The organism is Micromonospora sp. WMMD723, assembly GCF_049863385.1.
Classification (GTDB): Bacteria; Actinomycetota; Actinomycetes; order Mycobacteriales; family Micromonosporaceae; genus Micromonospora; species Micromonospora wenchangensis.
In genome coordinates this window covers 2,519,436-2,541,421 of the sequence record NZ_JBMKNR010000001.1, presented here as the reverse complement: position 1 = coordinate 2,541,421, position 21,986 = coordinate 2,519,436, and the positions used below count along the sequence as shown (strand labels likewise).

Here is a 21,986-nt window from a genome sequence, read left to right as displayed (position 1 = left end):
CGACCTGCGGCGGGATTCGCCGCCGGTCGCGGAATCCGGCCGAGGAGGGGGACCTGGCGTGAGCGGTGGACCACTGATCGTGCAGTCCGACAAGACGCTGCTGCTGGAGATCGACCACCCGGACGCGCAGTCCTGCCGGATGGCGATCGCGCCCTTCGCCGAGCTGGAGCGTTCCCCGGAGCACGTGCACACCTACCGGCTCACCCCGCTGGGGCTGTGGAACGCCCGCGCCGCCGGGCACGACGCCGAGGCCGTGGTCGACGCGCTGCTGAAGTTCTCCCGCTACCCGGTGCCGCACGCCCTGCTGGTGGACGTGGCCGACACGATGGACCGGTACGGCCGGCTCCAGCTCGCCAACGACCCGGCGTACGGCCTGGTGCTGCGCGGGCTGGACCGGATGGTGCTGATCGAGGTCGCCAAGAGCAAGAAGCTCGCCGGAATGCTCGGTGACAAGATCGACGACGACACGATCCGGGTGCACCCGTCCGAGCGGGGTCGACTGAAGCAGGCACTGCTCAAGCTGGGCTGGCCGGCGGAGGACCTGGCCGGGTACGTCGACGGTGAGGCGCACCCGATCGAGCTGACCGAGGCCGGCAAGGACGGCGGCAAGCCGTGGACGCTGCGGTCGTACCAGCGGGAGGCGGCGGAGGCGTTCTGGGCCGGCGGGTCCGGGGTGGTGGTGCTGCCCTGCGGGGCGGGCAAGACCATGGTCGGCGCGGCGGCGATGGCCGAGGCGAAGGCGACCACGCTGATCCTGGTCACCAACACGGTCGCCGGCCGGCAGTGGAAGCGGGAGCTGATCGCCCGCACCTCGCTCACCGAGGACGAGATCGGGGAGTACTCGGGTGAGCGCAAGGAGATCCGTCCGGTCACCATCGCCACGTACCAGGTGCTCACCTCGCGGCGCGGCGGCGCGTTCACCCACCTGGACCTGTTCGGCGCCCGCGACTGGGGTCTGGTCGTCTACGACGAGGTGCACCTGCTGCCCGCGCCGATCTTCCGGTTCACCGCGGACCTCCAGGCCCGCCGCCGGCTGGGCCTGACCGCCACCCTGGTCCGCGAGGACGGGCGGGAGGGTGACGTGTTCAGCCTGATCGGCCCCAAGCGGTACGACGCGCCGTGGAAGGACATCGAGTCGCAGGGCTGGATCGCCCCGGCCGAGTGCACCGAGGTCCGGGTCACCCTGACCGACGCGGAGCGGATGTCGTACGCGACGGCGGAGGCCGAGGAGCGTTACCGGATGGCGGCGACCGCCCGGACGAAGCTGCCTGTGGTGAAGGCGCTGGTCGGCCGGCACCCCGACGACCAGGTGCTGGTGATCGGGGCGTACATCGACCAGTTGCACCAACTCGGGGAGTACCTGGACGCGCCGATCATCCAGGGTTCCACGACCAACAAGGAGCGCGAGCGGCTATTCGACGCGTTCCGCTCGGGTGAGCTGCGCACGCTGGTCATCTCGAAGGTCGGCAACTTCTCCATCGACCTGCCCGAGGCGGCGGTGGCGATCCAGGTGTCCGGCACGTTCGGCTCCCGGCAGGAGGAGGCGCAGCGGCTGGGCCGGGTGCTCCGCCCGAAGGCCGACGGCCGGCAGGCGCACTTCTACACGGTGGTCTCCCGGGACACCATCGACACCGAGTACGCGGCCCACCGGCAGCGCTTCCTCGCCGAGCAGGGGTACGCGTACACGATCGTCGACGCCGACGACGTCCTCGGCCCGAAGCTACCCACGGTCGACTGACCCGGCTCGGGCCCCGCTGCTCCCCGCCCAGCCGGTGTTTTCGGGTCGCGGGTGTGGATGGTCGGTGCGCGTCCTTTCGAGCTGATGACGTCGACGACTCAGTGGACGGTCCCGCCGCCGTACGCCGCGCCTGCCCGGCAACCACGCCCCCCGGCAGGTACGGTGTCCACAGTGGATAGTGACATCGACACGTCGAAGGGATTCCGAGTGAAACGCCGACTTCTGCACGCCCTGGCGATCGCGCTCGTCGTCGCCCCGGGCACCGTCGTGGCCGCCACGCCGGCCTCGGCCAGCGACGCACCCGGCTTCGTCTGCAACCTCACGCAGAACACCTGGCTCCGCACGGCACCGCACGGCCAGGTGCTACGCACCCTGACCGCGGGTCGCGGCTTCCGCTGGCACGGTCAGGGCTGGTCCGAGGACAACGACACCTGGATCTACGGCCACGGCGCGGAGGACCCGTCCCTGGACGGCTGGGTCCCCGCCACCAACACCACCTGCTGACCCCTGGCCGACACACACCCCCACCCCCACCACCAGCCCGGTGATCAAGAGGTTTGCGTCAACTTGAAGATCAAGACTGACGCAAACCTCTTGATCACCGCACGCACCCCCAACGGGGCGAGGCGGGCGCGGGGCGGGGTGGGTCAGAGGGTGTGGGTGGTTCGTTCGGTGGCGATCCGGGTGGGCAGGGTGGCGGGGTCGAGGTTGGCGCAGATGACCACGGACGCGCCGACCGCCAGCGGGGCCAGCAGCCACTTCACCGGTTGTTCGTGTTCGGCGGCGTCCACCAGCAGCCGGTCGCCGGGGCGCAGGTCGAGTTGGGCGGCGACCTCCTTCGCCAGGCGCCCCCAGGCACCGTAGCTCGTGCCGTCGGGGGTGGCCGGGGCAGCCGGGTGCACGGCGGCGTAGTCGGGCGGGGTGTCGGTGTGCCGCAGCACCTCGGCGGACCAGTCCAGCCACCCCACCGGCACGTCGGCCAGCGACCCGGGGGCGGTGCCGACGAGGTAACGGTGCACCCCGTCGGGCACGTCCTCCAGCCAGTCGTCGAGGCGTTCCGGGGTGACGAAGACCGCGTCGTACGGCCGCTCGCCGCCCGGTTCGAGGACCGGCAACCCGGCGGTGGCACGCGGCCGGAACGACACCGCCATCCCCACCGACCAGGCCCCGAGCAACACCGCGGCGGTACGCCAGTGTGGCGGCAACAGCACCGCGACCCGGCTGCCCGGCCCGAGCCCGCACCCGTCGCGCAGCAGACCGGCGGTGCGCGCCGCCCAGTCACCGAGCTGCTTCGCGGTCAGCTCCGTCCGCTCCCCGGTCGCGTCGTCGCAGTAGGTCAGCAGCGGCCGTTCTGCCTGCTCAGGCGCGTCGGTCGACGTGGTGACGGCGAGGTGGGCAACCATCGGGCCTCCTGTCCGGACGGAGAAGTCCCACCCTACCCAGCCGGGGAGAGTTGAGTACGCGTGCGCATGACAGCGCCGCCCGCCGCCACGAGACTCGACCCATGCGTACGCGGATCATGATCGTTCTTGCCGGGGTGGGCCTGGGCGGCCTGCTGTTGACCAGCGGCTGCGGCTATCGGGAGAGCATCTGCAGCGATGGCGAGTACCCGGCGATCGCGGTGGGTGGGCAGGGCGGCAGCGCCTGCTTCCCCGACGGCCAGGAGCCGACCGCGCCGTACGTCAGGTACCCGCAGGGCAAGGTCCCGCAGCACGTCGACGACGAGTGGGACGTCTACTGGCGTGACCACGGCATCGACCCGAACGGCGTCATCATCGATCGCTGACCGGTCGACCGGGCCCCGGGGGCACGGAGCGCGACGCGACTCACGCCGTCGGCAGCGCCGGGCCGCCGTCGAGCAGCGCGGCGAGCAGGTCGCCGGACTTCTCCACCCGCCGCAGCACCTCCCCGGCGGTGTACGGCTTCGCCGACGGCCGCTTCCCCGCCGCCCCCGCCTCGACCTCGTCCCAGGTCAGCGGGGTCGACACCGCCGGTACCGCCTGCGCCCGCAGCGAGTACGGCGCAACTGTCGTCTTCGCCGCGTTGTTCTGACTCCAGTCGATGAAGACCTTCCCGGGCCGCAGGTTCTTCGCCATCCGGGACACGACCAGGTCAGGGTGTGCCTGCTCCAACTCCTGGGCGATCCGTTTCGCGTAGTCGGAGACGACGTCGGCGTCCTGGGTGGCGCTGACCGGGCAGCAGAGCTGCATGCCCTTCTTGCCGGAGGTCTTCGGGTACGCCGTCACCCCGTCGCGGGCGAGCCGGTCGCGCAGCAGGAGCGCCACCCGGCAGCACTGCCGCAACGTCGCCGGCGGGCCGGGATCGAGGTCGACGACCATCAGGTCCGGGTGGGTGCCGATCCGCCACTGCGGGGTGTGCAGTTCGAGGGCGGCGAGGTTGGCCAGCCAGACCAGGGTGGGCAGGTCGTCGGCGACCACGTAGTCGATGGTCTCCCGTCCCCTGCTCGACCCGGGCACCGGCAGCGTCTCGGTGCGTACCCAGGCGGGGGTGGCGGCGGGGGCGTTCTTCTCGAAGAACGAGCCGCCGGTGACGCCGTTGGGGAACCTGATCCGGGTCAACGCCCGGTCGGCCAGGTGCGGCAGCAGCACCGGGGCGATCCGGGTGTAGTAGTCGATCACCTCGCCCTTGGTGAAGCCGGCCTCCGGATAGAGCACCTTGTCCAGGTTGGACAGCTCCAGCGTCCGGCCGTCGACCTCCACCCTCACCCGCTCAGGCATCCTCCACCTCCCCGGGTGGCTTGTCGGGGCGCAGCCGCAGCACCCGGGGGAACCGTAGCCGCCCGTCCGGGGTGCGCTGGCCGTACTTCACCTCCACCACGATCCGGGGGGTCACCCAGATCGCGCCCCGGGCATCCTCGCGCGGCACGTCCCCGGCGAACGGCGACCCGTCGGTGCGCAGCGGTTCGAGTTCGCGCAGCAGCTCCCGTTCCAGGGCCGCGCCGATCCCACCGCCGACCCGCCCCCGGTAGGTGAGCCGCCCGTCCGGGCCGGGCACCCCGACCAGCAGCCCGCCGATCTTCCGGGCCCCGGGCCGCCAGCCGCCGATGACGAAGTCCCCGGTCACCTCCAGTTTGACCTTCACCCAGTCGGGTGAGCGCACCCCGGGCCGGTAGACCGAGTCGGCCCGCTTGGCCAGCACCCCCTCCAGGCCGTGTTCCCCGGCCGCCTGGTAGGTCGCCGCGCCGTCGGTGAAGCAGGGGGGCACCGTCCACCGGGCCGCGCCGAGCCCCAGGCCGTCGAGCGCCGCCCGCCGTTCGTGGTACGGCCACCCGGTGAGGTCCTCGCCGCGCCACCGCAACAGGTCGAAGATCATGTACGTGACGGGGAGGGTCGCCGCCAGCCGGGCCGCCTTCGCCCCGTCCCGGACGTGCATCCGCTCGGCGAGGGCGGTGAACGAGGGCTGTCCGGCCGGGTCGAAGAGGACCACCTCACCGTCGAGCAGCGCGTCGTCGACCTGCTCGGCGAGCGTCACCAGCTCCGGGTACGCGGCGGTGATCTCCACGCCGGAGCGGGCGAACAGGTGCGGGTGACCCCCGGTCAGGTCGGCGAGCGCGCGGACCCCGTCCCACTTGAACTCGTACGCCCAGCCGGCACCCACCGGGAGCGGCCCGGTCGTCGCGAGCATCGGCTTCAACGGCGCGCCGGGCACCTGTCCGACTGTAGTTGCGCACCGAAGCACGTGCGGGGGCTTCGATCGTTTGCGATCCTGGTCAGGGCGGGAGAGGAGCATCGGGATGCGGGCGATCTGGAAGGGGGCCGTGTCGTTCGGGCTGGTCTCGATCGGGGTGAAGCTCTACTCGGCGACCGAGGAGAAGGACATCCGGTTCCACCAGGTGCACCGTGAGGACGGCGGCCGGATCCGCTACAAGCGCACCTGCTCGGTCTGCGGCGAGGAGGTCAGCTACGACGACATCGCCAAGGGCTACGACCTGGGCGGCGGCGAGATGGTCATCCTGACCGACGCCGACTTCGCCGACCTGCCGCTGACCAGCTCCCGGGCGATCGACGTGCTGGAGTTCGTCCCCGCCGAGCAGGTCGACCCGATCCTCTACAACAAGGCGTACTTCCTGGAGCCGGAGGGGACCGCCACCAAGCCGTACGTGCTGCTGCGCGACGCGCTGGCCGACTCGGAGCGGGTGGCGATCGTCAAGGTGGCGCTGCGCCAGCGGGAACAGCTGGCCACCCTGCGGGTCCGCGACGGGGTGCTGCTGCTCAACACGATGCTCTGGCCCGACGAGGTGCGTACCCCCGACTTCGGTTTCCTCGACGAGGACCTGAAGGTCCGCCCGCCGGAGCTGGCGATGGCCGCCTCGCTGATCGACTCGATGGCCGGGGAGTTCCAGCCGGACGCCTTCACCGACGACTACCGGGCGGCGTTGCAGGAGGTCATCGACGCCAAGGTGGAGGGCCGCGAGGTGGTCCAGCCGGCGGAGGAGGAGGCCGCGCCGGCCGCCGCGGTGGACCTGATGGCGGCGCTGAAGGCGTCCGTGGAGCGGGCCCGGGTGGCCCGGGGCGAGGCACCCTCCGGCGGGGCCGGCGAGCCGACGCCGATCTCGTCGGCCCGGTCGGCCAAGCAGGCGGCGAAGGCACCGGGGGCGAAGACACCGGGGGCGAAGGCCGGACCGGCGAAGAAGACCACCGCCGGCAAGACCACCGCGAAGAGGACCCCCGCGACGAAGGCGGAGCCGGCGAAGAAGACCGCCGCGAAGAAGACCACGGAGAAGAAGGCCACCAAGGCCCCGGCCAAGAAGACCGCCGAGAAGAAGGCCGCCCCGCGCCGCAGCGCCTGAGCGGCGGGCCCGCGCCCGTCCCCCGGCGCGACGGTGGGCCGTCCCGCCGGGGTCGTGCGTCGGTCAGCCCCGGCCGAGCTTCTCGGTGGGGGTGATCCGGACGATCACCCGCTCCTCGTCGGGCCGCCGGAACGGGTAGGTGTCCTGCCCCAGGTACTTCTTCGCCAGCCGGTCGATGTGCGCGTCGGCGCCCTCGGTGACGAACTCGGCGGTGCCCTTCACCCAGAGGGTGCGGAAGTCGTCGGCCCGGTCGACCACGGAGACCGCGACCACCGGGTTGCGGGCGATGTTGTGGTACTTCTGCCGCCCCTTGGCGGTGTTGAACACGATGTGCTCGCCGTCGACGTCCACCCAGACCGGGGTGACGTGCGGGGTACCGTCCGCCTCGATGGTCGCCACGTGGGCGAGCTGCGGCTCGGCGAGCAGGGCCTTGTCTTCGTCGGTGAGGATCGCCATGGTCGAGAACCTACCGCCGGACGGCCCCCGCCACCCGGGAAGACGGGCACGAACGGGGAGGCCCGGCCCGATGACCGGACATGGCGGGCGGGCGACGGCCCACCCTCGGCATCGATCCGGGTACCGTGTGCGCTGGCCACGGAACCGGTCGCCGGGCCGGCCACCCACATCAGCAGGGAGTCGAGGACGTGAGCGAGCGTACGGAGAACCGTTCGGGGGGCCAGGGTCAGGCCCCGGAGACGAAGGCACAGCGGCGACTCGCCGCCCAGTTGGCGGCCCAGAAGGCCGCCGAGAAGCGCAAGCGCCGCCAGGCGTGGCTGGGCGCCGTCGCCGGCGTGGCCGTCATCGCGGTGATCGTCGGGGTGTTCGTGGTGGTCCGCAACGGCGAGAAGGACGACCCGAAGCCGGCGGCGGCGCCGGCCGGCTGCGCGGGTGACTTCCCCAAGCTGCCCGAGGGTGCCGACCAGGCGCTGTGCACCAAGCCGCAGGCCACCAAGGGCGAGGGCGAGCTGACCGGGCTCAAGGCCACCCCGCTGATCCGGGGCACCGGCCCGGCCGCCCAGGCCGGCCAGCAGATCACCGTGAACTACGTGGGTGTGTCGTACAAGACCGGTGAGGAGTTCGACGCCTCCTGGAAGCGGTCCGAGCCGTTCACGTTCGGCCTCGGCCAGGGCAACGTCATCCCCGGTTGGGACCAGGGCATGCAGGGTCAGACCGTGGGCAGCCGGGTCCAGCTCGACATCCCCGCCGACCTGGCGTACGGCGACAAGCCGCAGCGTCCCGGCGCGCCCTCCGGCCCGCTGCGGTTCATCGTCGACGTGCTGGCGGTGCAGTAGACCACACGGGTCTTCCGGCCGGCACCTACCGGCAGTAGGTTCGGGGTCACCGTGGGCGGCCGGTCCGCGCCACGGTGACCCCCACCGACCCGGAGGTGCGCGTGCCGCCGCTGGACGATCCCGGGCGCACCGCCCGGTTGATGTGGACGCACGTCGAACCCCTGCACGCGATCACCTACTTCCATCCCCGGGCCCGCGCCGCCACCGAGGCGATCGGGCTGCGCGGCTACTGGCGGGGTTACTTCGCGGGCCGGGCCGCCCCGCTGGGGGCGGTCGACGCCGCCCCGGTGACCGCCGTCTTCTTCACCTTCGCCCCGCCGATGGTGGGCCGGGCGCTGCCGGCGGTGTGGCAGCTCGCGGCCCCCGAGGAGGCGTTGCGCGCCCGGCTCACCGGGGCCGTGCAGGCGCTCGCCGAACTCACCTACGAACTTCCCGAGGCGCACCTGGCCGAGGCGGCCGAACTGCTGGAGGTCGCGGCGGTCGGCGCGGACACCGCCGGCCGGGTGCTCGGTGCGGCCAACGCCGCCCTGCCGCGCGGCGACTACCCGCTGGCCCGGCTCTGGCAGGCGGCCACCACGCTGCGCGAGCACCGCGGTGACGGGCACGTGGCGGCCCTGGTCGCCGCCGGTCTCGACCCGGTCGAGACGCTGGCGTTCCGGGTCGCCCAGGACCGGCCGGAGGAGCACCTGCTCGGCCGGGGCTGGACCGGGGACGAGTGGGCGCAGGCGCGGGCCCGGCTGGTCGACCGGGGGTGGCTGACCGACGAGGGTGCCCCCACCGAGGTGGGGCGCGCCGGGCTGCGGGCCGTGGAGGACGCGACCGACCGGGCTGCCGCCCGCCCCTGGCTGGCCCTCGGCCCGGACGGCACGCAGCGGCTCCGCGAGCTGCTGGTGCCGGTCGCCCGCGCCTGCCACACGGTCATCCCCGCCGACAGCCCGATCGGGCTCCCCGCGCTCTCCTCCTGACCACCCCGGCCCGTCGCCCGATTCGGACCATCGGTGTCGTACCGGATGGTCGCGTCGTAGCAGGTCGTCGGTGGCCGACACACGTTGTTGACACATGTTTCATCGTCGGCAAGACTTCGTGATCGGGAGCGCTCCCACACCGGGGTGGAGTGTCGTCTCCTTCTCGCCGTGGCACTGCCACGGGAGCCTTCCACCCTCCAGGTCGGCTGCCGGCCGCCGCATGCCCTGTCGTCACCGCACGGCGGTGGCCGTCGTCGTACGAGCCTCATCGTGCGAACGCCGCAGCCTGCCCTGGTCGAGAAAGGCGGGACCGTGCGACGTACGAAATTCGACCAGTGGAGCCAGGAACTGCGCGACGTGCGCGACCCTGTCGAACTGTTCGACGGCAGCGCCCAGACGGCCGTCCTGCGACTGCTCACCATGGCCGGCAAGGTGCCCTTCCGGTCCGCCTTCGACGGCCTGACCCTGCGCGAGCAGGCGATCGTCCGGCACCTGCTCGGCCGGCAGCACCTCCGGCTGACCGCGCCGGGCACCGACGCCACCGCCGCCCAGTTCGTGCTGGCCCACTCGGCGCTGGGCAAGCTGACCATCCACGAACCGGCGCGCGGCGACCTGCCGACCGAGGAGGTGGTGGCCGAGCTCGCCCTGCCCGGGTGGATGGTCGAGATGATCGACGAGGAGTGGCTGCCGGCCCAGGTCGAGGAGGAGCACCAGCGCCGCGAACTCGACCAGATGCTGCACACCTGGCACGCCGACGGCGGCCTGCCGGAACGGCTGGAAGAGGTCATCGACTGGGTCGAACGGGTCGAGACCGTCCTGATCTTCGTCGAGCGCCGGGTGTTCTCCCGCTCCGACTCCGGCTCCAGCACGCTCATCCGCGACGGCGTGCTGCCCGCGTTGCGGGGCCGTCCACCGGCCGACTGGAGCCCGGAGGAGCGGCTCTTCGTCGCGTCCATCCAGTTGCTGTTCCGCACCGGCCGGGCGGTCCGGTTCGAGGAGTTCAACGGCCGCCAGCTCAACGCGGTCAGCCTCCGCAAGGTGCTGACCGGCCGCTGCGCGACGTACCTGCGCGCGCTCGACGGGCAGGCCACCCGGGAGCTGAGCACCGCGACCCTGACCGAGTTGGCCACGCTCGCCGGTGAGCTGGTCGAACTCGTCGACGGCAGCGGTCACATCCGCTACCGGCGGATCAACGGGCTGACCTACGCCAAGGACGAGTACCTGCTGCCCTGGGAGGGCGGGCAGCGCAGTCAGGTCGAGCTGCCGCCGACCCTGCGGACGTCCACCGGCCTGCGGCCCGAGCCGGTCGACGGCGAGGACGCCGCCTCCTGGGTGCGCCGCGCCACCACCGCTGCCCTGCGCAGCGTGCACGCGGGCGGCGACGAGCGCGAGCTGACAGGCATCCTGGAGGGCATCGTGCTGGGCGCGGTCGTCGACAGTCGCGCCGACTACGGCATGTCCAGCGGCATCCGCGACCTGGCCCGCCTCGACGGTCCCGCCGGTCGGTACGACGAGGAGGTGGCGGGGCTGAAGAAACCCGACTTCTTCTGCTGCGTGCTGCCCAGCCCCCGGATGGCCGCCGACCTGCCCGCCCCAGCCGTCACCGATATCCTGTGGCAGGTCGCGCAGCGGATGATGTACAACCGCTGGCACTTCGTGCCCGGCAACTTCGACCGGGTCGAGGTGCCCCGCCAGCGGCACTACTTCTTCCCGCCGCTGGTGCCCGACATCGCCGAGTGGGGCGACCTGCGCCACGGTGGGCACAGCACCTCCCGCGTCCGCTACACCCTGCGGGCCCCCGGGGCGGCGATGTGGAAGCAGCCGTTCACGGTCGGCGGCCGACAGTACCGGGGCGCGTTCGACATCCGGCTGGTCCGCATGGACGGGCCGCCGTTCACCCTGGCCGAGCTGCGGACCGCCTGCCGGTACTCGGCGCTGGTGGACGTGTTCTGGCGCGAGATCGCCGGCTACGCCGACGCGCACGACGGCTGGGCCCCGGCGATCACCTCGTTCAGCGGCGACTGGTACACCAAGGAGTCCTGGCGGGACGCCGTCGAGCGGCTCGACGTGGCACAGCAGGCGGTCGGAGGGCTCGCGTGAGCGTCGACCCGCAGCAGGTCGTCGTCAACGGCGAGGACCAGTACTCCCTGTGGCCGGCGGACCGGCCGCTGCCGGGCGGCTGGACGACGGTGTTCACCGGGCCCGTCGAGGCGTGCCTGGAGCACGTCGCGGCACACTGGACCGACCTGCGGCCCGCCTCGCTGCGTACCGCCGGGGAGGCCGGCACCGGCGCTGCCATCCGGCCGGCAGCGGCCACGGTGGACCCCGCGTCGTCGGTCGCGACCGGCCCCCGCCGCCCGTTCGGGGACACCCCGCTGCACGTCCTCGTCGACCGGGCGCTGGCGGCCGACCCGGGGCGCGTCGCGGTGCGCTGCGCCGGGGTCGCGGTCACCGCCGGGGAGCTGCGGGACCGGGTCCGGCACGCCGCCCGGGTGCTGCGGGGCCACGGCGCGGGGCCGGAGACCCCGGTCGCGGTGCTGCTCCCCCGCTCGGTGGACGCGGTGGTGGCGATCCTCGCGGTGCTGGCGGCCGGGTCGGCGTACCTGCCGCTGTCGGTGCACGACCCGGCGGACCGGCGGGCCCGGATCCTGGCCGACGCGGGCGATCCGGTGCTGTTGACCGGCCCGGAGCACCGGGGCCTCGTGGCCGCCGGCTACCCGTCGGCCGTGCTCGACGTGACCGACCTGCCGGAGCCGGCCGGTGACGACGGTGACGGCGGCTGCCGGGTGGAGAACCTGGCGTTCATCATGTACACCTCCGGCACCAGCGGCGCTCCGAAGGGGGTGCTCGGCACCCACCGGCAGCTGGTCAACTACGTGCACTGGTGCGCCGGGGAGTTCGCGTTCCAGCCCGGGGAGCGGGCGGTGCTGCACGCCCCGCTGTACTTCGTCGGGTCGGTGATGACGCTGTTCACGGCGCTGGTCGCGGACTGGGAGCTGGAGGTCGCGCCCGAACCTGTCGCGTTCGACGACCTGATCGCGTTGACCGCCGCCGCCCCGTGCGGGTTCCTGAAGCTCACCCCGTCGCACGTGCGGGCGATGACCGCCCTCGGTGGCGTCGACGACGTCGCCCGCCAGGTGATGATCGGCAGCGAGCCGCTGTACCTGACCCCCGAGTTCGACGCGTGGATCAGCGGCAGCCCCAAGTCGGGCTTCGGCAACCACTACGGCATGAGCGAGACCGTCGGCGCGACCTGGTACTGGATCGGCGCGGACCGGACGGTCGGGCGGCGGCTGCCGGTCGGTGCCCCCATCCCCAACGCCGAGGTGCACATTCTCGACGAGCAGGGCCGGGCCGCACCGCCGGGGCAGACCGGCGAGATCTGCCTGGGCGGGGCGGTGATCGGCCGGGGCTACCACGGCCAGCCGGTGCTGACCGCCCAGCGGTGGATCCCGCACCCCGGCGGCGACGGGCGGCGGCTGCTGCGCACCGGCGACCTGGGCCGGCTGGGCCCGGACGGAGTGCTTGACGTGCTCGGCCGCGCCGACCGGCAGGTGAAGATCCGGGGCCAGCGCGTCGAGCCGCCCGCCGTCGAGGACGCGCTGCGCCGCTGCCCCGGCGTCGCCGAGGCGGTGGTGATCGCCGAACCCGACGGCCACGACCTGCACCTGGTCGCCTACCTGCGGTCCGAGGACGAGCCCCGGCCGACCGAGGCGCAGCTACGCGCCCACGCCGCCGGTCTGCTGCCGGAGGCGTCCGTCCCGAGCCGGTTCCTGTACGTGGCGCAGTACCCGCTCACCCCCAACGGCAAGGTCGACACCCGCCGGCTGCCCACCACGCCGGTGGTACGGCCCGCGCTGAGCACCGCGTACGTCGCGCCCTGCGGTGACCTGGAGACGGCGGTGGCCGGGGTGGTCGGCGCGGTGCTGCGGGTGGACCGGCTCGGTGTCGACGACGACTTCTTCGAACTCGGCGGCGACTCCATGCAGGTGGTCGAGGTCGTCACCAGGTTGGACGAGGAGCTGGGCCTGCCGGTGGGCATCGCCGACCTGTTCGACAGGCGTACGGTACGCGCCCTGGCCGCCGGGATGTCCGACCACCGACCACCGGCCCCCGTGGTCCCGGCGACGCCCGCCGGTGGGCAGCCGGACCGGTCCCCGCGGGCGGACACCGGCCGGCCGGCGGTCGGGGACGCGGCGGTGCAGGCCCGGTTCTCCGGGGCGTCCACCGGTTCCGCGCCGTTGACCTGGGGACAGACGGCCATGTACCGGCCGATGCAGTGGTTCGGCGAGGCCAGCCGGGACTTCAACATCCGGCGGGTGCTGCGGTTGGCCGCCCCGGTCACCACCGAGCGGGTCACCACGGCCTGGTCGGCGCTGGTGCTGCGGCACCAGGTGCTGCGCACCCTGATGACCGAGGACGCCGACGGGCCCCGCCAGCACCTGCTCGCCGACGGGTCGTACGCGCCGCTGGTGCGGGACACCACCGCCGCCGACCTGCCGGAGGCGGCGGACGCCGCCGCCGCCGAACTGGCCGGCACCGCGTTCCGGCTGGACCGGGACTGGCCGGTCCGGTGGGCGCTGCTGCGCGTCGACGGCCAGGTCGAGGCCGTGGCCGTGGCCGCCTCGCACGTGTCGCTGGACGGTTGGTCGCTGGAGCTGCTGCTGGCGGAGCTGCGCACCCTGATCGAGGGCGAACGGACCCTGCCCGCACCGGGTTGGCAGCCGCTGGACCAGGCCGGCTACGAGGCGTCGCCGGCCGGGCAGCGCCGGGCCGACCGGTCCCTGGCGTACTGGCGGGAGCGGCTGCCCCTGGTGCCGCAGCGGATCTTCGACGGGCCGGAGCAGGACGCCGGCCCGCTGCCGGTCGTCACCTGGCGGATGGAGTCCACCGCCGTGGCGGCGGCGGCCGGCGCGCTGGCCGAGCGGACGGGGGCGTCGTCGTCCACCGTGGTGCTGACCGCCGCGCTGCTGGTCCAGGCGGCGTTGACCGGCCGCGACCGGGCCGTGGTGAAGCTGATCGCGGGCAACCGGAACACCCCCCGCCAGCGGCAACTGGCCACGGGTATCGCCCAGAACGCGCTGCTGGTCTTCGAGATCGGCGACGGTGACGTCGACGACGCCGTGCGGCGCTGCTACCGCGACTCGACGGAGTCCTACTTCCACGCCACCTATCCACCGGACGCCCTGGACGAGCTGATCGCGGCCGAGGGCGCGCAGGCCGACCTGTCGGTGTACTTCAACGACGCCCGGCTGGGTCGCGACTTCGACGTGCCGGCGCAACCGCCCGACCGGGCCGCGCTGACCGCCCTGGCGGCGCAGACCACCGTGCGGCAGGTCACCGCCGTGGCCCGGCACGACATGACCTTCTTCCTGGCCATGCCCTACCTGGCCGGTGGCTGCGCGCTGCAGTTGCTGGCCGACACCCGGCGGGTGCCCGGCGTCGTCTGCGAGCGGGTGCTGCGGGGCGTCGAGACGCTGCTGTGCGAGGCCGCGCTGCGCCCGGTGGCCCTGCGGGACGTCGCCGCGCTGCTCGACCTCGGCCGCACCCGCCCCTCCGACCACCAGGAGTCCCGATGACCGACCCCTATCCGCTGCTGCACCGGCTGGCCGCCGCCGGCGACGACGCCCTGACCAGCGTCCCGCTCCCGCCCGACGGTCGCTACCAGGTCGTCACCACCACCGTCGACGAGGTGACCGCCCAGATCGTGGACACCCTGCGCGACGGCTTCGCCGGCCGTGGCCCGGCCGACTACCCGCTGCTGGTGCTCGGCTGGGGGCGCTGCCGGGTCGGCTCGACCGCCGTGACCAACCTGTTCGGCATGGCGCGGGCGGCGGCCTACTACCAGCCGGTGAAGACCATCGGCCGGTTCGCGCTGACCGGTGGCGAGGGTTCGCCGTGGAAGCTGCCCGACGGCGAGCCGGTGTTGTTCGCCAAGGAGATGGCCGGGCCGTACGTGCCGTTCGAGGCGCTGTTCAACCCGGCCCGCTGCCTCGTCGAGGCCGGCTGGCCGGTCGACCGGCTGCGGCTGCTGGTGCTGGACCGGCAGCCGCGTGCCTCGCTCGACTCGTGGATGGCCAAGTGGGAGGGCAAGATCGGGCGCGAGCGGGTGGTGGAGAACTTCGTGCTCAGCACGCTCAACTACGCGCGGATGCGCGCCTGGGCCGGGGCCGAGGGGCTGGCGGTGACGCACTTCCCGTACGAGTGCAGCCGTGCCCCGCAGGAGACGGTGTCCCGGTTGTTCGACCGCCTCGGCATCGGTCACCTGTACCAGCCGGAGATGCTCACCGGTTGGGGTGCGGCCGGCGACCTCAACTCCGACCAGTCGAAGATCCACAACCCGGTGGAGCCGGAGCCCTACGTCGTGCCCGGTCTGCACGGCAACGCCGACGAGTACCGCTTCCGGCCCCGGTCGGTGACGGTGCTGACCGACGCGGAGCTGGCCGTGGCCGACAGCCCCGAGGTGGTGGAGTCCTACGAGGTCTCGGTACGGTCCTGCGCGCAGGAGCTGGACCTGCCCGCGTCCCTGCGGGACGAGATCTTCGGCTGACCGCGATGACCGCCTCTCCCTCCGGCGTCGGGCAGTGGCGTGCGGCCGCCGCCGCCCGGCTGCGCATCGCCCGGCAGTGGCCCGCCGCCGGTGCCGGGTGGAGTGCCGTCGCGCTGGCGCTCAGCGTGTCCCGGGGGGTGCTGCCGGTGGTCTTCGCGATCGCCGTCAGCACCACCGTCGGCCGGATCGGCCCGGTGCTGCACGGCACCGCCCGACCGTCCGGGGTGTGGTGGCCGCTGGCCGTCGCCGGGGCGGCGCTGATCGCGGCGCAACTCGCGGAGGCGGCGCAGAAGGCCGTCGCCGAGCAGCTCAGCCGCCGCGTCGACGGGCACATGTACCGACGGCTCATCCAGGCGTCGCTGTCGACCCGGGAGATCACCCCGCTGGAGGACCCGGCGGTGCTGGACGAGCTGGGGGAGGCCGGGCACGAGCTGCGGTTCGCGTTCCGCACCCCGGGTGCGGCGTACGCCGGGCTGATCGCCCTCGTCGGGCCGTACACCCAGGTCGCCGGGTTCACGGTGGTGGTGGCGGTGGTGCTGGGGCCGTGGGCGGCGCTGGTCATGCTGGCGGTGGTGCTGCTGTTCCGGCACGGCCAGCGCGGCGGGTTGCGCCGTTACGCCCGGGTCATCCGGGACGTGGCGGCCCTGCGCCGGGAGAGCCGCTACCTGCGGGGGCTGGCGATGGGTCCGTCCGCCGCCAAGGAGCTGCGCGTCTTCGGGCTCACCGGCTGGCTGACCGAGCGCTACCGGCAGGTCTACCGCCGGGCCCTGGCCCCCGTGTGGGCCGAGCGCCGCCGGATCTACCTGCGGCCCTACCTGGCGTACACGGCGGTGGGGTTGGTCGGCGTCGCGGCGGTGCTGGCGCTGGCGGGGGTCCGCGCCGCCGACGGGGCGTACGACCTGGCCGCGCTGGCACTGGTGTTGCAGGCGGTGCTGGCCCTGATCCGGCTGGGCGAGTTCTACCCGGACTCCGACACCCAGACCCAGTACGGCATGAACGCCGAGACCGCCATCACCGCGTTCGAGCAGGCCATGGCACGCTACCCGGAACCCGCCGACCGGGGCGGTGCCGGGCCGCCCGCCACCGTCGCCCCGGCCATCGACTTCACCGGGGTGCGCTTCGGCTACCCGGGTGGGGCCACGCCTGTGGTCGACGGCCTGGACCTGCACATCCCCGCCGGACGCTGCACCGCCCTGGTCGGGGTGAACGGCGCGGGCAAGACGACCCTGGTGAAACTGCTGGCCCGGCTCTACTCGCCGGATGCCGGTGCGGTGCGCGCCGACGGCGTCGACCTCGCCGACCTGCCGGCCCGGGACTGGCAGCGGCGGATCGCCGTGGTGTTCCAGGACTTCGTCCGCTACGAGCTGTCGGTGGCGGCCAACATCGGGTTCGGCGCGGTGGAACATCTCGACGACCGGGCCGGGATCCGCCGCGCGGCGGAGGCGGCCGGGCTGCTCGACACCCTCGACGCGCTGCCGGACGGCCTGGACACGCTGCTGTCGCGCGCGTACGACGGCGGGGTCGACCTGTCCGGCGGGCAGTGGCAGCGCATCGCCATCGCCCGGGCCCTGTTCGCGCTCTACCACGGGAGCACGGTGCTGGTGTTGGACGAGCCCACGGCGGCGCTGGACGTGCGGGCCGAGGCCGAGTTCTTCGCCAGGTTCGCCGAGCTGACCCGGGGCCGCACGACGGTGCTCATCTCGCACCGGCTGTCCAGCGTGCGGCTGGCCGACCGGATCGTCCTGCTCGACGGGGGGCGGGTCGTCGAGCAGGGCAGCCACGACGAGCTGATGGCGGCGGGCGGCCGGTACGCGGCGATGTTCACCCTCCAGGCGGAGCGGTTCGCCGACGACGAGGCCGAGCGGGACACCGGCGGGGACGACCGGGAAACCGACGAGGGCGCCGGTCCGCTGGCGCAGCGGGTGGGCTGAGCGATGATGCGGGCGATCACCGGGCTGCTGCGGCTGTCGTGGCGGCAGGACCGGCGCAAGATGGCCGTGGCGCTGGCGTTGATGCTGGGCAACGCGGTGGCGGTGCCGGCGAGCGCGGTGGCGCTCAAACACCTCACCAACGCGGCGGCGGCCGGCCGGGCCGGGGCGGCGGCCTGGGCCGGGCTGGCCGTCGCGGTGGCCGCGATCGCGGCGCTGACCTGCGCGCACTTCGCCCACATCGGGTACTTCGAGGTGTCCGAGCTCAACGTGCTCAGCACCGACGAGCAGCTCATCGAGATCAGCAACGGCACCCCGTACCTCGACCACCACGAGCGGCCCGAGCACGCCGACCGGATGGCGTTGGCCCAGGACGAGCTGCAACGCATCGGGGAGGGCCTCCAGGCGCTGCTGACCGGGGGGTCGCTGGCGGTCGGCCTGCTGCTGACCACCGTGCTGCTCACCCTGACCCATCCGGCGCTGGTGCTGCTGCCGCTGCTGGCCGCGCTGCCGGTGCTGGCCGGTCGCCGGGCCGAGGCCGCCGCCGACCGGGCCCGTGCGGACAGCGTCGTCGACACCCGGCAGGCCCGGCACCTGTTCGAGCTGACCACCACGGCGGCCTCGGCCAAGGAGCTGCGCCTGTTGGGCCTGGTGGGTCACCTCCAGCAGCGCTACGCCACGCACTGGCAGCGCGCCACCGCCCGGCTGTGGCGCGGCGAGCTGGCCGCCGGCCTGTGGCGCGCCGCCGGGCAGGCCGTGTTCGCCCTCGGCTACGTCGCCGCCCTGGTCCTGGTGGTCCGCGACGCCGTACGCGGCCGGGCGGACGTCGGCGACGTGGTGTTGGCGATCATGCTCGCCTCGCAGCTCAACCACCAGGTCGCCGCCGCCGTGACGATCACCCAGCAGTTGGCGCGCAGCGGCCGGTCCCTGCGCCGCCTGGACGAGGTGCGCGAGCTGGTGCCGCAGCCGGTCACCCCGCCCGACGCGCCCGCCACGCCCCTGCTCCCACCCGCGCGCCTGCTGGAGGGCATCCGGCTGCGGCAGGTGAGCTTCACCTACCCGGGCGCGGCCACCCCGGTGCTGCGCGACGTCGACCTGCTGCTGCCCGCCGGCAGCACCGTGGCGGTCGTGGGCGAGAACGGCGCGGGCAAGACCACGCTGGTCAAGCTGCTCAACCGGTTCTACGAACCCGACCGGGGCGCGATCCTGGTCGACGGGGTCGACCTGCGGCATCTCGACCTGGCCGCCTGGCGGGCGCGGACCACCGCCGCGTTCCAGGACTACGCACGGCCGGAGCTGACCGCCCGGCTGGCGGTCGGCATCGGGGACCTGCCCCGGGCCACCGACGACGACGCGGTCCGCACCGGCCTGGCCCGCGCGCACAGCGAGGTCGCCGACAAGCTGCCGTACGGGCTGGACACCCGGCTGGGGCGCAGTCACGCCGACGGCGGGGTGGACGCCTCCGGCGGGCAGTGGCAGCAGTTGGCGCTCGGCCGGGCGATGATGCGCGACGCCCCGCTGCTGATGGTGCTGGACGAGCCGGCGTCGGCGCTGGACGCCGAGGCCGAGCACCGGTTGTTCGCCAGGTACGCCGACGGGGCGGCCCGGGTCGCCGCCGACAGCGGCGGGGTGACGGTTTTCGTGTCGCACCGCTTCTCGACGGTCCGCACCGCCGACCTGATCATCGTGATCGGCGACGGCGGGGTACGCGAGGTGGGCACCCACGACGAGCTGATCCGCCTCGACGGCGTGTACGCCACCCTCTACGGCACCCAGGCCGCGGCCTACCGCTGAGGGTGGCGTCGGAACGGGGCGGTGGCGTCGGGGAGGATGGCGGGGTGACGGTGGATGCGGTGGTGTTCGACCTGGACGGCGTGATCGTGGACTCGGAGCCGGTCTGGGAGGAGGTGCGCCGGGCGTACGTGGCGGCGCGGGGCGGCACCTGGCAGCCCGACACCCAGCGGCGGCTGATGGGGATGAGCACCGGCGAGTGGGCCGAGTACCTCAGCGGTGAGCTGGGCGTCGACCGCAGCGCCGAGCAGGTCGCCGTGGACGTGGTCGAGGAGATGGCCCGGCGGTACGCGGTGCGCGTACCGCTGATCGACGACGCCGACCTGGTGGTGCGCCGGCTGGCCGCGCGCTGGCCGCTGGGGCTGGCCAGTTCCTCGCCGACCCGGCTGATCGCGGCGGCGCTGACCGCCGCGGACCTCACCGCCGAGTTCCGGGTGACCCTGTCGACCGAGCGGACCGCCCGGGGCAAGCCCGCGCCCGACGTGTACCTGGCCGTCGCCGAGCGGCTCGGGGTCGACCCGGCCCGGTGTGCCGCCGTGGAGGACTCCTCCAACGGGGTCCGCTCGGCCGCCGCCGCCGGGATGCGGGTCATCGCGGTGCCGCACGGGTCGTACCCGTTGGACCCGGACGCGGCGGAGCTGGCCGCGACGGTGCTCTCCTCGGTGCACGACCTCACCCCCGAGGTGGTGGACCGGCTCGGCTGAACCGCCTCCGCGACCCGGCCGGGCCGCCTAGCGTCGGACCCATGAGAGCTGTGGTTTACCAGGGGCCGCACGAGGTGACGGTCGAACAGGTCGAGGACCCGCGCATCGAGCACCCCGACGACGTCGTCGTGCAGATCACCACGACCGCGATCTGCGGCTCGGACCTGCACATGTACGAGGGACGCACGCTCGCCGAGCCGGGCATCGTCTTCGGCCACGAGAACATGGGCACGGTGGTCGAGGCCGGCACCGGGGTACGCGGGATCAGGGTCGGCGACCGGGTGTCGATGCCGTTCAACGTGGCGTGCGGGTTCTGCCGCAACTGCCGGGAGCAGAAGACCGGCTTCTGTCTCACCGTCAACCCCGGCTTCGCCGGTGGCGCGTACGGCTACGTGGCGATGGGGCCGTACCGGGGTGGGCAGGCGGAGTACCTGCGGGTGCCGTTCGCCGACTTCAACTGCCTGAAGCTGCCGCCCGGCACCGAGCACGAGAACGACTACGCGATGCTCGCCGACATCTTCCCCACCGGCTACCACGGGGTGGCGATGACCGGGCTGCGGCCCGGCGAGCGGATCACCGTGATGGGTGGCGGGCCGGTCGGGCTGATGGCCGCGTACTCGGCGGTCCTGATGGGTGCCGCCGAGGTGTTCCTGGTGGACCGGGTGCCGGACCGGCTGCGGCTGGCCGAGTCGATCGGGGCGACCCCGATCGACTTCTCGGCCGGGGACCCGGTCGCCCAGATCCTCGACCGGACCGACGGGGTGGGCACCGACCACGGGGTGGACGCGGTCGGCTACCAGGCCACCGGAGAGGGTGGCGCGGAGCAGCCGGCGGCGGTGCTGAACAGCCTGGTCGAGGTGGTCCGGGCGACCGGCGCGATCGGCGTGGTCGGCCTCTACCTGGCCAACGACCCGGGTGCGCCGGACGAGCACTCCGGCAGGGGTGAGCTGCTGTTCAAGGTGGGCAAGCTCTTCGAGAAGGGCCTGCGGATGGGCACCGGGCAGGCCAACGTGAAGACCTACAACGAGTACCTGCGGAATCTGATCATGGCGGGGCGGGCCACCCCGAGCTTCGTGGTGAGCAAGGAGCTGCCGTTGGACGCCGCGCCGGACGCGTACCGACGTTTCGACCGCCGCGAGGAGGGCTACTCGAAGGTGGTGCTCAAACCGGCGGCCTGAGGAGACGGCATGCAGACGATCGTGTACGAACGCACCGGTGACCCGTCGGTGCTCCAGTTGGTCGACCGGCCGGTGCCCGAGCCGGGTCCGGGGGAGGTGCTGGTCCGGCTGGCGGTGGCCGGGGTGAACCCGACCGACTGGAAGAGCCGGCGACAGCAGCCGCTACCGGTCGGCTGGCAGACCCCGGGGCAGGACGGGGCGGGCGTGGTGGAGTCGGTCGGCGCGGGGGTCGACCAGGGTCTGACCGGGGAACGGGTGTGGGTCTGGGAGGCCGCCTGGCAGCGCCCCTGGGGTACGGCCGCCGAGTACACGGTGGTGCCGGTCCGGCAGGTGGTGCCGCTCGGGGACGCCTCCTTCGACCTCGGCGCGTGCCTGGGCATCCCGTTCCTCACCGCGCACCGCTGCCTGACCGCCGGGGAGTACATGCCGGACACCCTGCACGCCGGGGCGCTCAGCGACCACGTGGTGCTGGTGCAGGGCGGGGCGGGTGCGGTGGGCAACGCGGCGATCCAGTTGGCCCGCTGGGCCGACGCCTGCGTCATCGCGACGGTCAGCAGTCCGGAGAAGGCGCAGTTGGCGGCGGCGGCCGGGGCGTCCTTCGTCATCGACTACCGGGAACAGGACGTGGCCGACGAGGTCCGCAAGGTAGCCCCCGACGGGGTGCACACCATCGTCGAGGTCTCCGCCGCCCGGAACGCGGCCACCGACGTGCAGGTGCTGCGGGCCGGCGGGGCGGTCTGCGTCTACGCCGACGACGGTGGCGGCGAGGTGACCCTGCCGATCCGGCCGTTGATGGCCCCGAACGCCCGCTGGCAGTTCGTGCTGGTCTACACGGCACCGAAGGCGGCCAAGGCGCAGGCGGTGACCGACGTGGCGGCGGCGGTCGCCCAGGGGGCGGTACGGGTGGGCGCGGAGGCGGGCCTGCCGCTGCACCGTTTCGGCTTGGCGCAGGCCGCCGACGCGCACCGGGCGGTGGAGGACGCGGTGGTGGGCAAGGTGCTGCTGGACACCGCCGGACAGTAGATCCGGA

At 73.6% G+C, this 21,986-nt stretch carries 18 protein-coding genes; 14 read left to right on the top strand and 4 right to left on the bottom strand.

The window, feature by feature from the left end; all coding sequences use genetic code 11:
• Positions 1-58: 58 nt before the first annotated feature.
• A complete protein-coding gene (locus ACN261_RS11540) occupies positions 59-1,738 on the top strand; it encodes a DNA repair helicase XPB (RefSeq protein WP_421485167.1) in 1,680 nt (559 codons plus the stop codon).
• Positions 1,739-1,945: 207 nt separating this feature from the next.
• Positions 1,946-2,242, top strand: coding sequence for a hypothetical protein (locus ACN261_RS11535; protein ID WP_088643511.1), 297 nt, complete (start codon positions 1,946-1,948; stop codon positions 2,240-2,242).
• A gap of 143 nt (positions 2,243-2,385) precedes the next feature.
• On the opposite strand, the gene ACN261_RS11530 is transcribed toward ACN261_RS11535, so the two are convergent.
• The gene (locus tag ACN261_RS11530) at positions 2,386-3,141 is read right to left on the bottom strand and encodes a TIGR03089 family protein (RefSeq protein WP_425849960.1); all 756 of its coding nucleotides are present in this window, start codon (positions 3,139-3,141) and stop codon (positions 2,386-2,388) included.
• Between the two features lie 101 nt (positions 3,142-3,242).
• Between ACN261_RS11530 and ACN261_RS11525 the strand changes: the two genes are divergently transcribed.
• Positions 3,243-3,524, top strand: coding sequence for an SCO0607 family lipoprotein (locus tag ACN261_RS11525; protein WP_425849957.1), 282 nt, complete (start codon positions 3,243-3,245; stop codon positions 3,522-3,524).
• Positions 3,525-3,564: 40 nt separating this feature from the next.
• Here ACN261_RS11525 and ligD (ACN261_RS11520) read toward each other — a convergent pair whose 3' ends face one another.
• Positions 3,565-4,476 (bottom strand): non-homologous end-joining DNA ligase, encoded by a 912-nt coding sequence (gene ligD, locus ACN261_RS11520; protein ID WP_425849954.1) that lies wholly within the window; start codon positions 4,474-4,476, stop codon positions 3,565-3,567.
• Complete coding sequence (gene ligD / locus ACN261_RS11515; RefSeq protein ID WP_421485163.1) at positions 4,469-5,407, bottom strand: non-homologous end-joining DNA ligase; 939 nt, start codon at positions 5,405-5,407, stop codon at positions 4,469-4,471. The genes ligD (ACN261_RS11520) and ligD (ACN261_RS11515) overlap by 8 nt, the downstream gene beginning before the upstream one ends.
• A gap of 85 nt (positions 5,408-5,492) precedes the next feature.
• Here ligD (ACN261_RS11515) and ACN261_RS11510 point away from each other — a divergent pair, with 85 nt between their 5' ends.
• Positions 5,493-6,548 carry a Ku protein gene (locus tag ACN261_RS11510; RefSeq protein ID WP_425849950.1) on the top strand — a complete coding sequence of 352 codons (1,056 nt, stop codon included), beginning with the start codon at positions 5,493-5,495 and terminating at the stop codon, positions 6,546-6,548.
• Positions 6,549-6,611: 63 nt separating this feature from the next.
• Here the strand turns inward: ACN261_RS11510 and ACN261_RS11505 are convergent, their stop codons facing one another.
• Positions 6,612-7,004, bottom strand: coding sequence for a PPOX class F420-dependent oxidoreductase (locus ACN261_RS11505; RefSeq protein WP_425849948.1), 393 nt, complete (start codon positions 7,002-7,004; stop codon positions 6,612-6,614).
• Between the two features lie 188 nt (positions 7,005-7,192).
• Here ACN261_RS11505 and ACN261_RS11500 point away from each other — a divergent pair, with 188 nt between their 5' ends.
• The 10 genes from ACN261_RS11500 (at position 7,193) to ACN261_RS11455 (ending at position 21,979) form a co-directional block, all read left to right on the top strand.
• The gene (locus ACN261_RS11500) at positions 7,193-7,840 is read left to right on the top strand and encodes an FKBP-type peptidyl-prolyl cis-trans isomerase (RefSeq protein ID WP_425849946.1); all 648 of its coding nucleotides are present in this window, start codon (positions 7,193-7,195) and stop codon (positions 7,838-7,840) included.
• A gap of 140 nt (positions 7,841-7,980) precedes the next feature.
• Complete coding sequence (locus ACN261_RS11495; RefSeq protein ID WP_421486982.1) at positions 7,981-8,805, top strand: SCO6745 family protein; 825 nt, start codon at positions 7,981-7,983, stop codon at positions 8,803-8,805.
• A 312-nt stretch (positions 8,806-9,117) separates the two neighbouring features.
• Positions 9,118-10,905, top strand: coding sequence for a hypothetical protein (locus ACN261_RS11490; protein ID WP_425849944.1), 1,788 nt, complete (start codon positions 9,118-9,120; stop codon positions 10,903-10,905).
• Complete coding sequence (locus ACN261_RS11485; protein ID WP_425849941.1) at positions 10,902-14,384, top strand: AMP-binding protein; 3,483 nt, start codon at positions 10,902-10,904, stop codon at positions 14,382-14,384. The genes ACN261_RS11490 and ACN261_RS11485 overlap by 4 nt, the downstream gene beginning before the upstream one ends.
• Complete coding sequence (locus ACN261_RS11480; protein ID WP_421485158.1) at positions 14,381-15,355, top strand: hypothetical protein; 975 nt, start codon at positions 14,381-14,383, stop codon at positions 15,353-15,355. Before ACN261_RS11485 ends, ACN261_RS11480 begins: the two co-directional genes overlap by 4 nt.
• Positions 15,356-15,360: 5 nt before the next feature.
• Positions 15,361-17,286, top strand: coding sequence for an ABC transporter ATP-binding protein (locus ACN261_RS11475; RefSeq protein ID WP_425849938.1), 1,926 nt, complete (start codon positions 15,361-15,363; stop codon positions 17,284-17,286).
• A 6-nt stretch (positions 17,287-17,292) separates the two neighbouring features.
• Positions 17,293-19,077: an ABC transporter ATP-binding protein gene (locus ACN261_RS11470; RefSeq protein WP_425849936.1), complete on the top strand. Its 1,785-nt coding sequence runs from the start codon at positions 17,293-17,295 to the stop codon at positions 19,075-19,077.
• Positions 19,078-19,121: 44 nt separating this feature from the next.
• Positions 19,122-19,778: an HAD family hydrolase gene (locus tag ACN261_RS11465; protein ID WP_421485155.1), complete on the top strand. Its 657-nt coding sequence runs from the start codon at positions 19,122-19,124 to the stop codon at positions 19,776-19,778.
• Positions 19,779-19,819: 41 nt separating this feature from the next.
• Positions 19,820-20,956: a glutathione-independent formaldehyde dehydrogenase gene (locus tag ACN261_RS11460; protein WP_421485154.1), complete on the top strand. Its 1,137-nt coding sequence runs from the start codon at positions 19,820-19,822 to the stop codon at positions 20,954-20,956.
• Between the two features lie 9 nt (positions 20,957-20,965).
• Positions 20,966-21,979, top strand: a complete 1,014-nt coding sequence (locus ACN261_RS11455; protein ID WP_425849932.1) for an NADPH:quinone reductase — start codon at positions 20,966-20,968, stop codon at positions 21,977-21,979.
• Positions 21,980-21,986 lie beyond the last annotated feature (7 nt).

What these genes read in the sequence shown, in the direction of transcription:
- ACN261_RS11530 (WP_425849960.1), bottom strand. Translation starts at nt 3,141, where the DNA reads ATGGTTGCCCACCTCGCCGTCACCACGTCGACCGACGCGCCTGAGCAG.
- ACN261_RS11525 (WP_425849957.1), top strand. Translation starts at nt 3,243, where the DNA reads ATGCGTACGCGGATCATGATCGTTCTTGCCGGGGTGGGCCTGGGCGGC.
- ligD (WP_425849954.1), bottom strand. Translation starts at nt 4,476, where the DNA reads ATGCCTGAGCGGGTGAGGGTGGAGGTCGACGGCCGGACGCTGGAGCTG.
- ACN261_RS11510 (WP_425849950.1), top strand. Translation starts at nt 5,493, where the DNA reads ATGCGGGCGATCTGGAAGGGGGCCGTGTCGTTCGGGCTGGTCTCGATC.
- ACN261_RS11505 (WP_425849948.1), bottom strand. Translation starts at nt 7,004, where the DNA reads ATGGCGATCCTCACCGACGAAGACAAGGCCCTGCTCGCCGAGCCGCAG.
- ACN261_RS11495 (WP_421486982.1), top strand. Translation starts at nt 7,981, where the DNA reads ATGTGGACGCACGTCGAACCCCTGCACGCGATCACCTACTTCCATCCC.
- ACN261_RS11480 (WP_421485158.1), top strand. Translation starts at nt 14,381, where the DNA reads ATGACCGACCCCTATCCGCTGCTGCACCGGCTGGCCGCCGCCGGCGAC.
- ACN261_RS11475 (WP_425849938.1), top strand. Translation starts at nt 15,361, where the DNA reads ATGACCGCCTCTCCCTCCGGCGTCGGGCAGTGGCGTGCGGCCGCCGCC.
- ACN261_RS11470 (WP_425849936.1), top strand. Translation starts at nt 17,293, where the DNA reads ATGCGGGCGATCACCGGGCTGCTGCGGCTGTCGTGGCGGCAGGACCGG.
- ACN261_RS11460 (WP_421485154.1), top strand. Translation starts at nt 19,820, where the DNA reads ATGAGAGCTGTGGTTTACCAGGGGCCGCACGAGGTGACGGTCGAACAG.
- ACN261_RS11455 (WP_425849932.1), top strand. Translation starts at nt 20,966, where the DNA reads ATGCAGACGATCGTGTACGAACGCACCGGTGACCCGTCGGTGCTCCAG.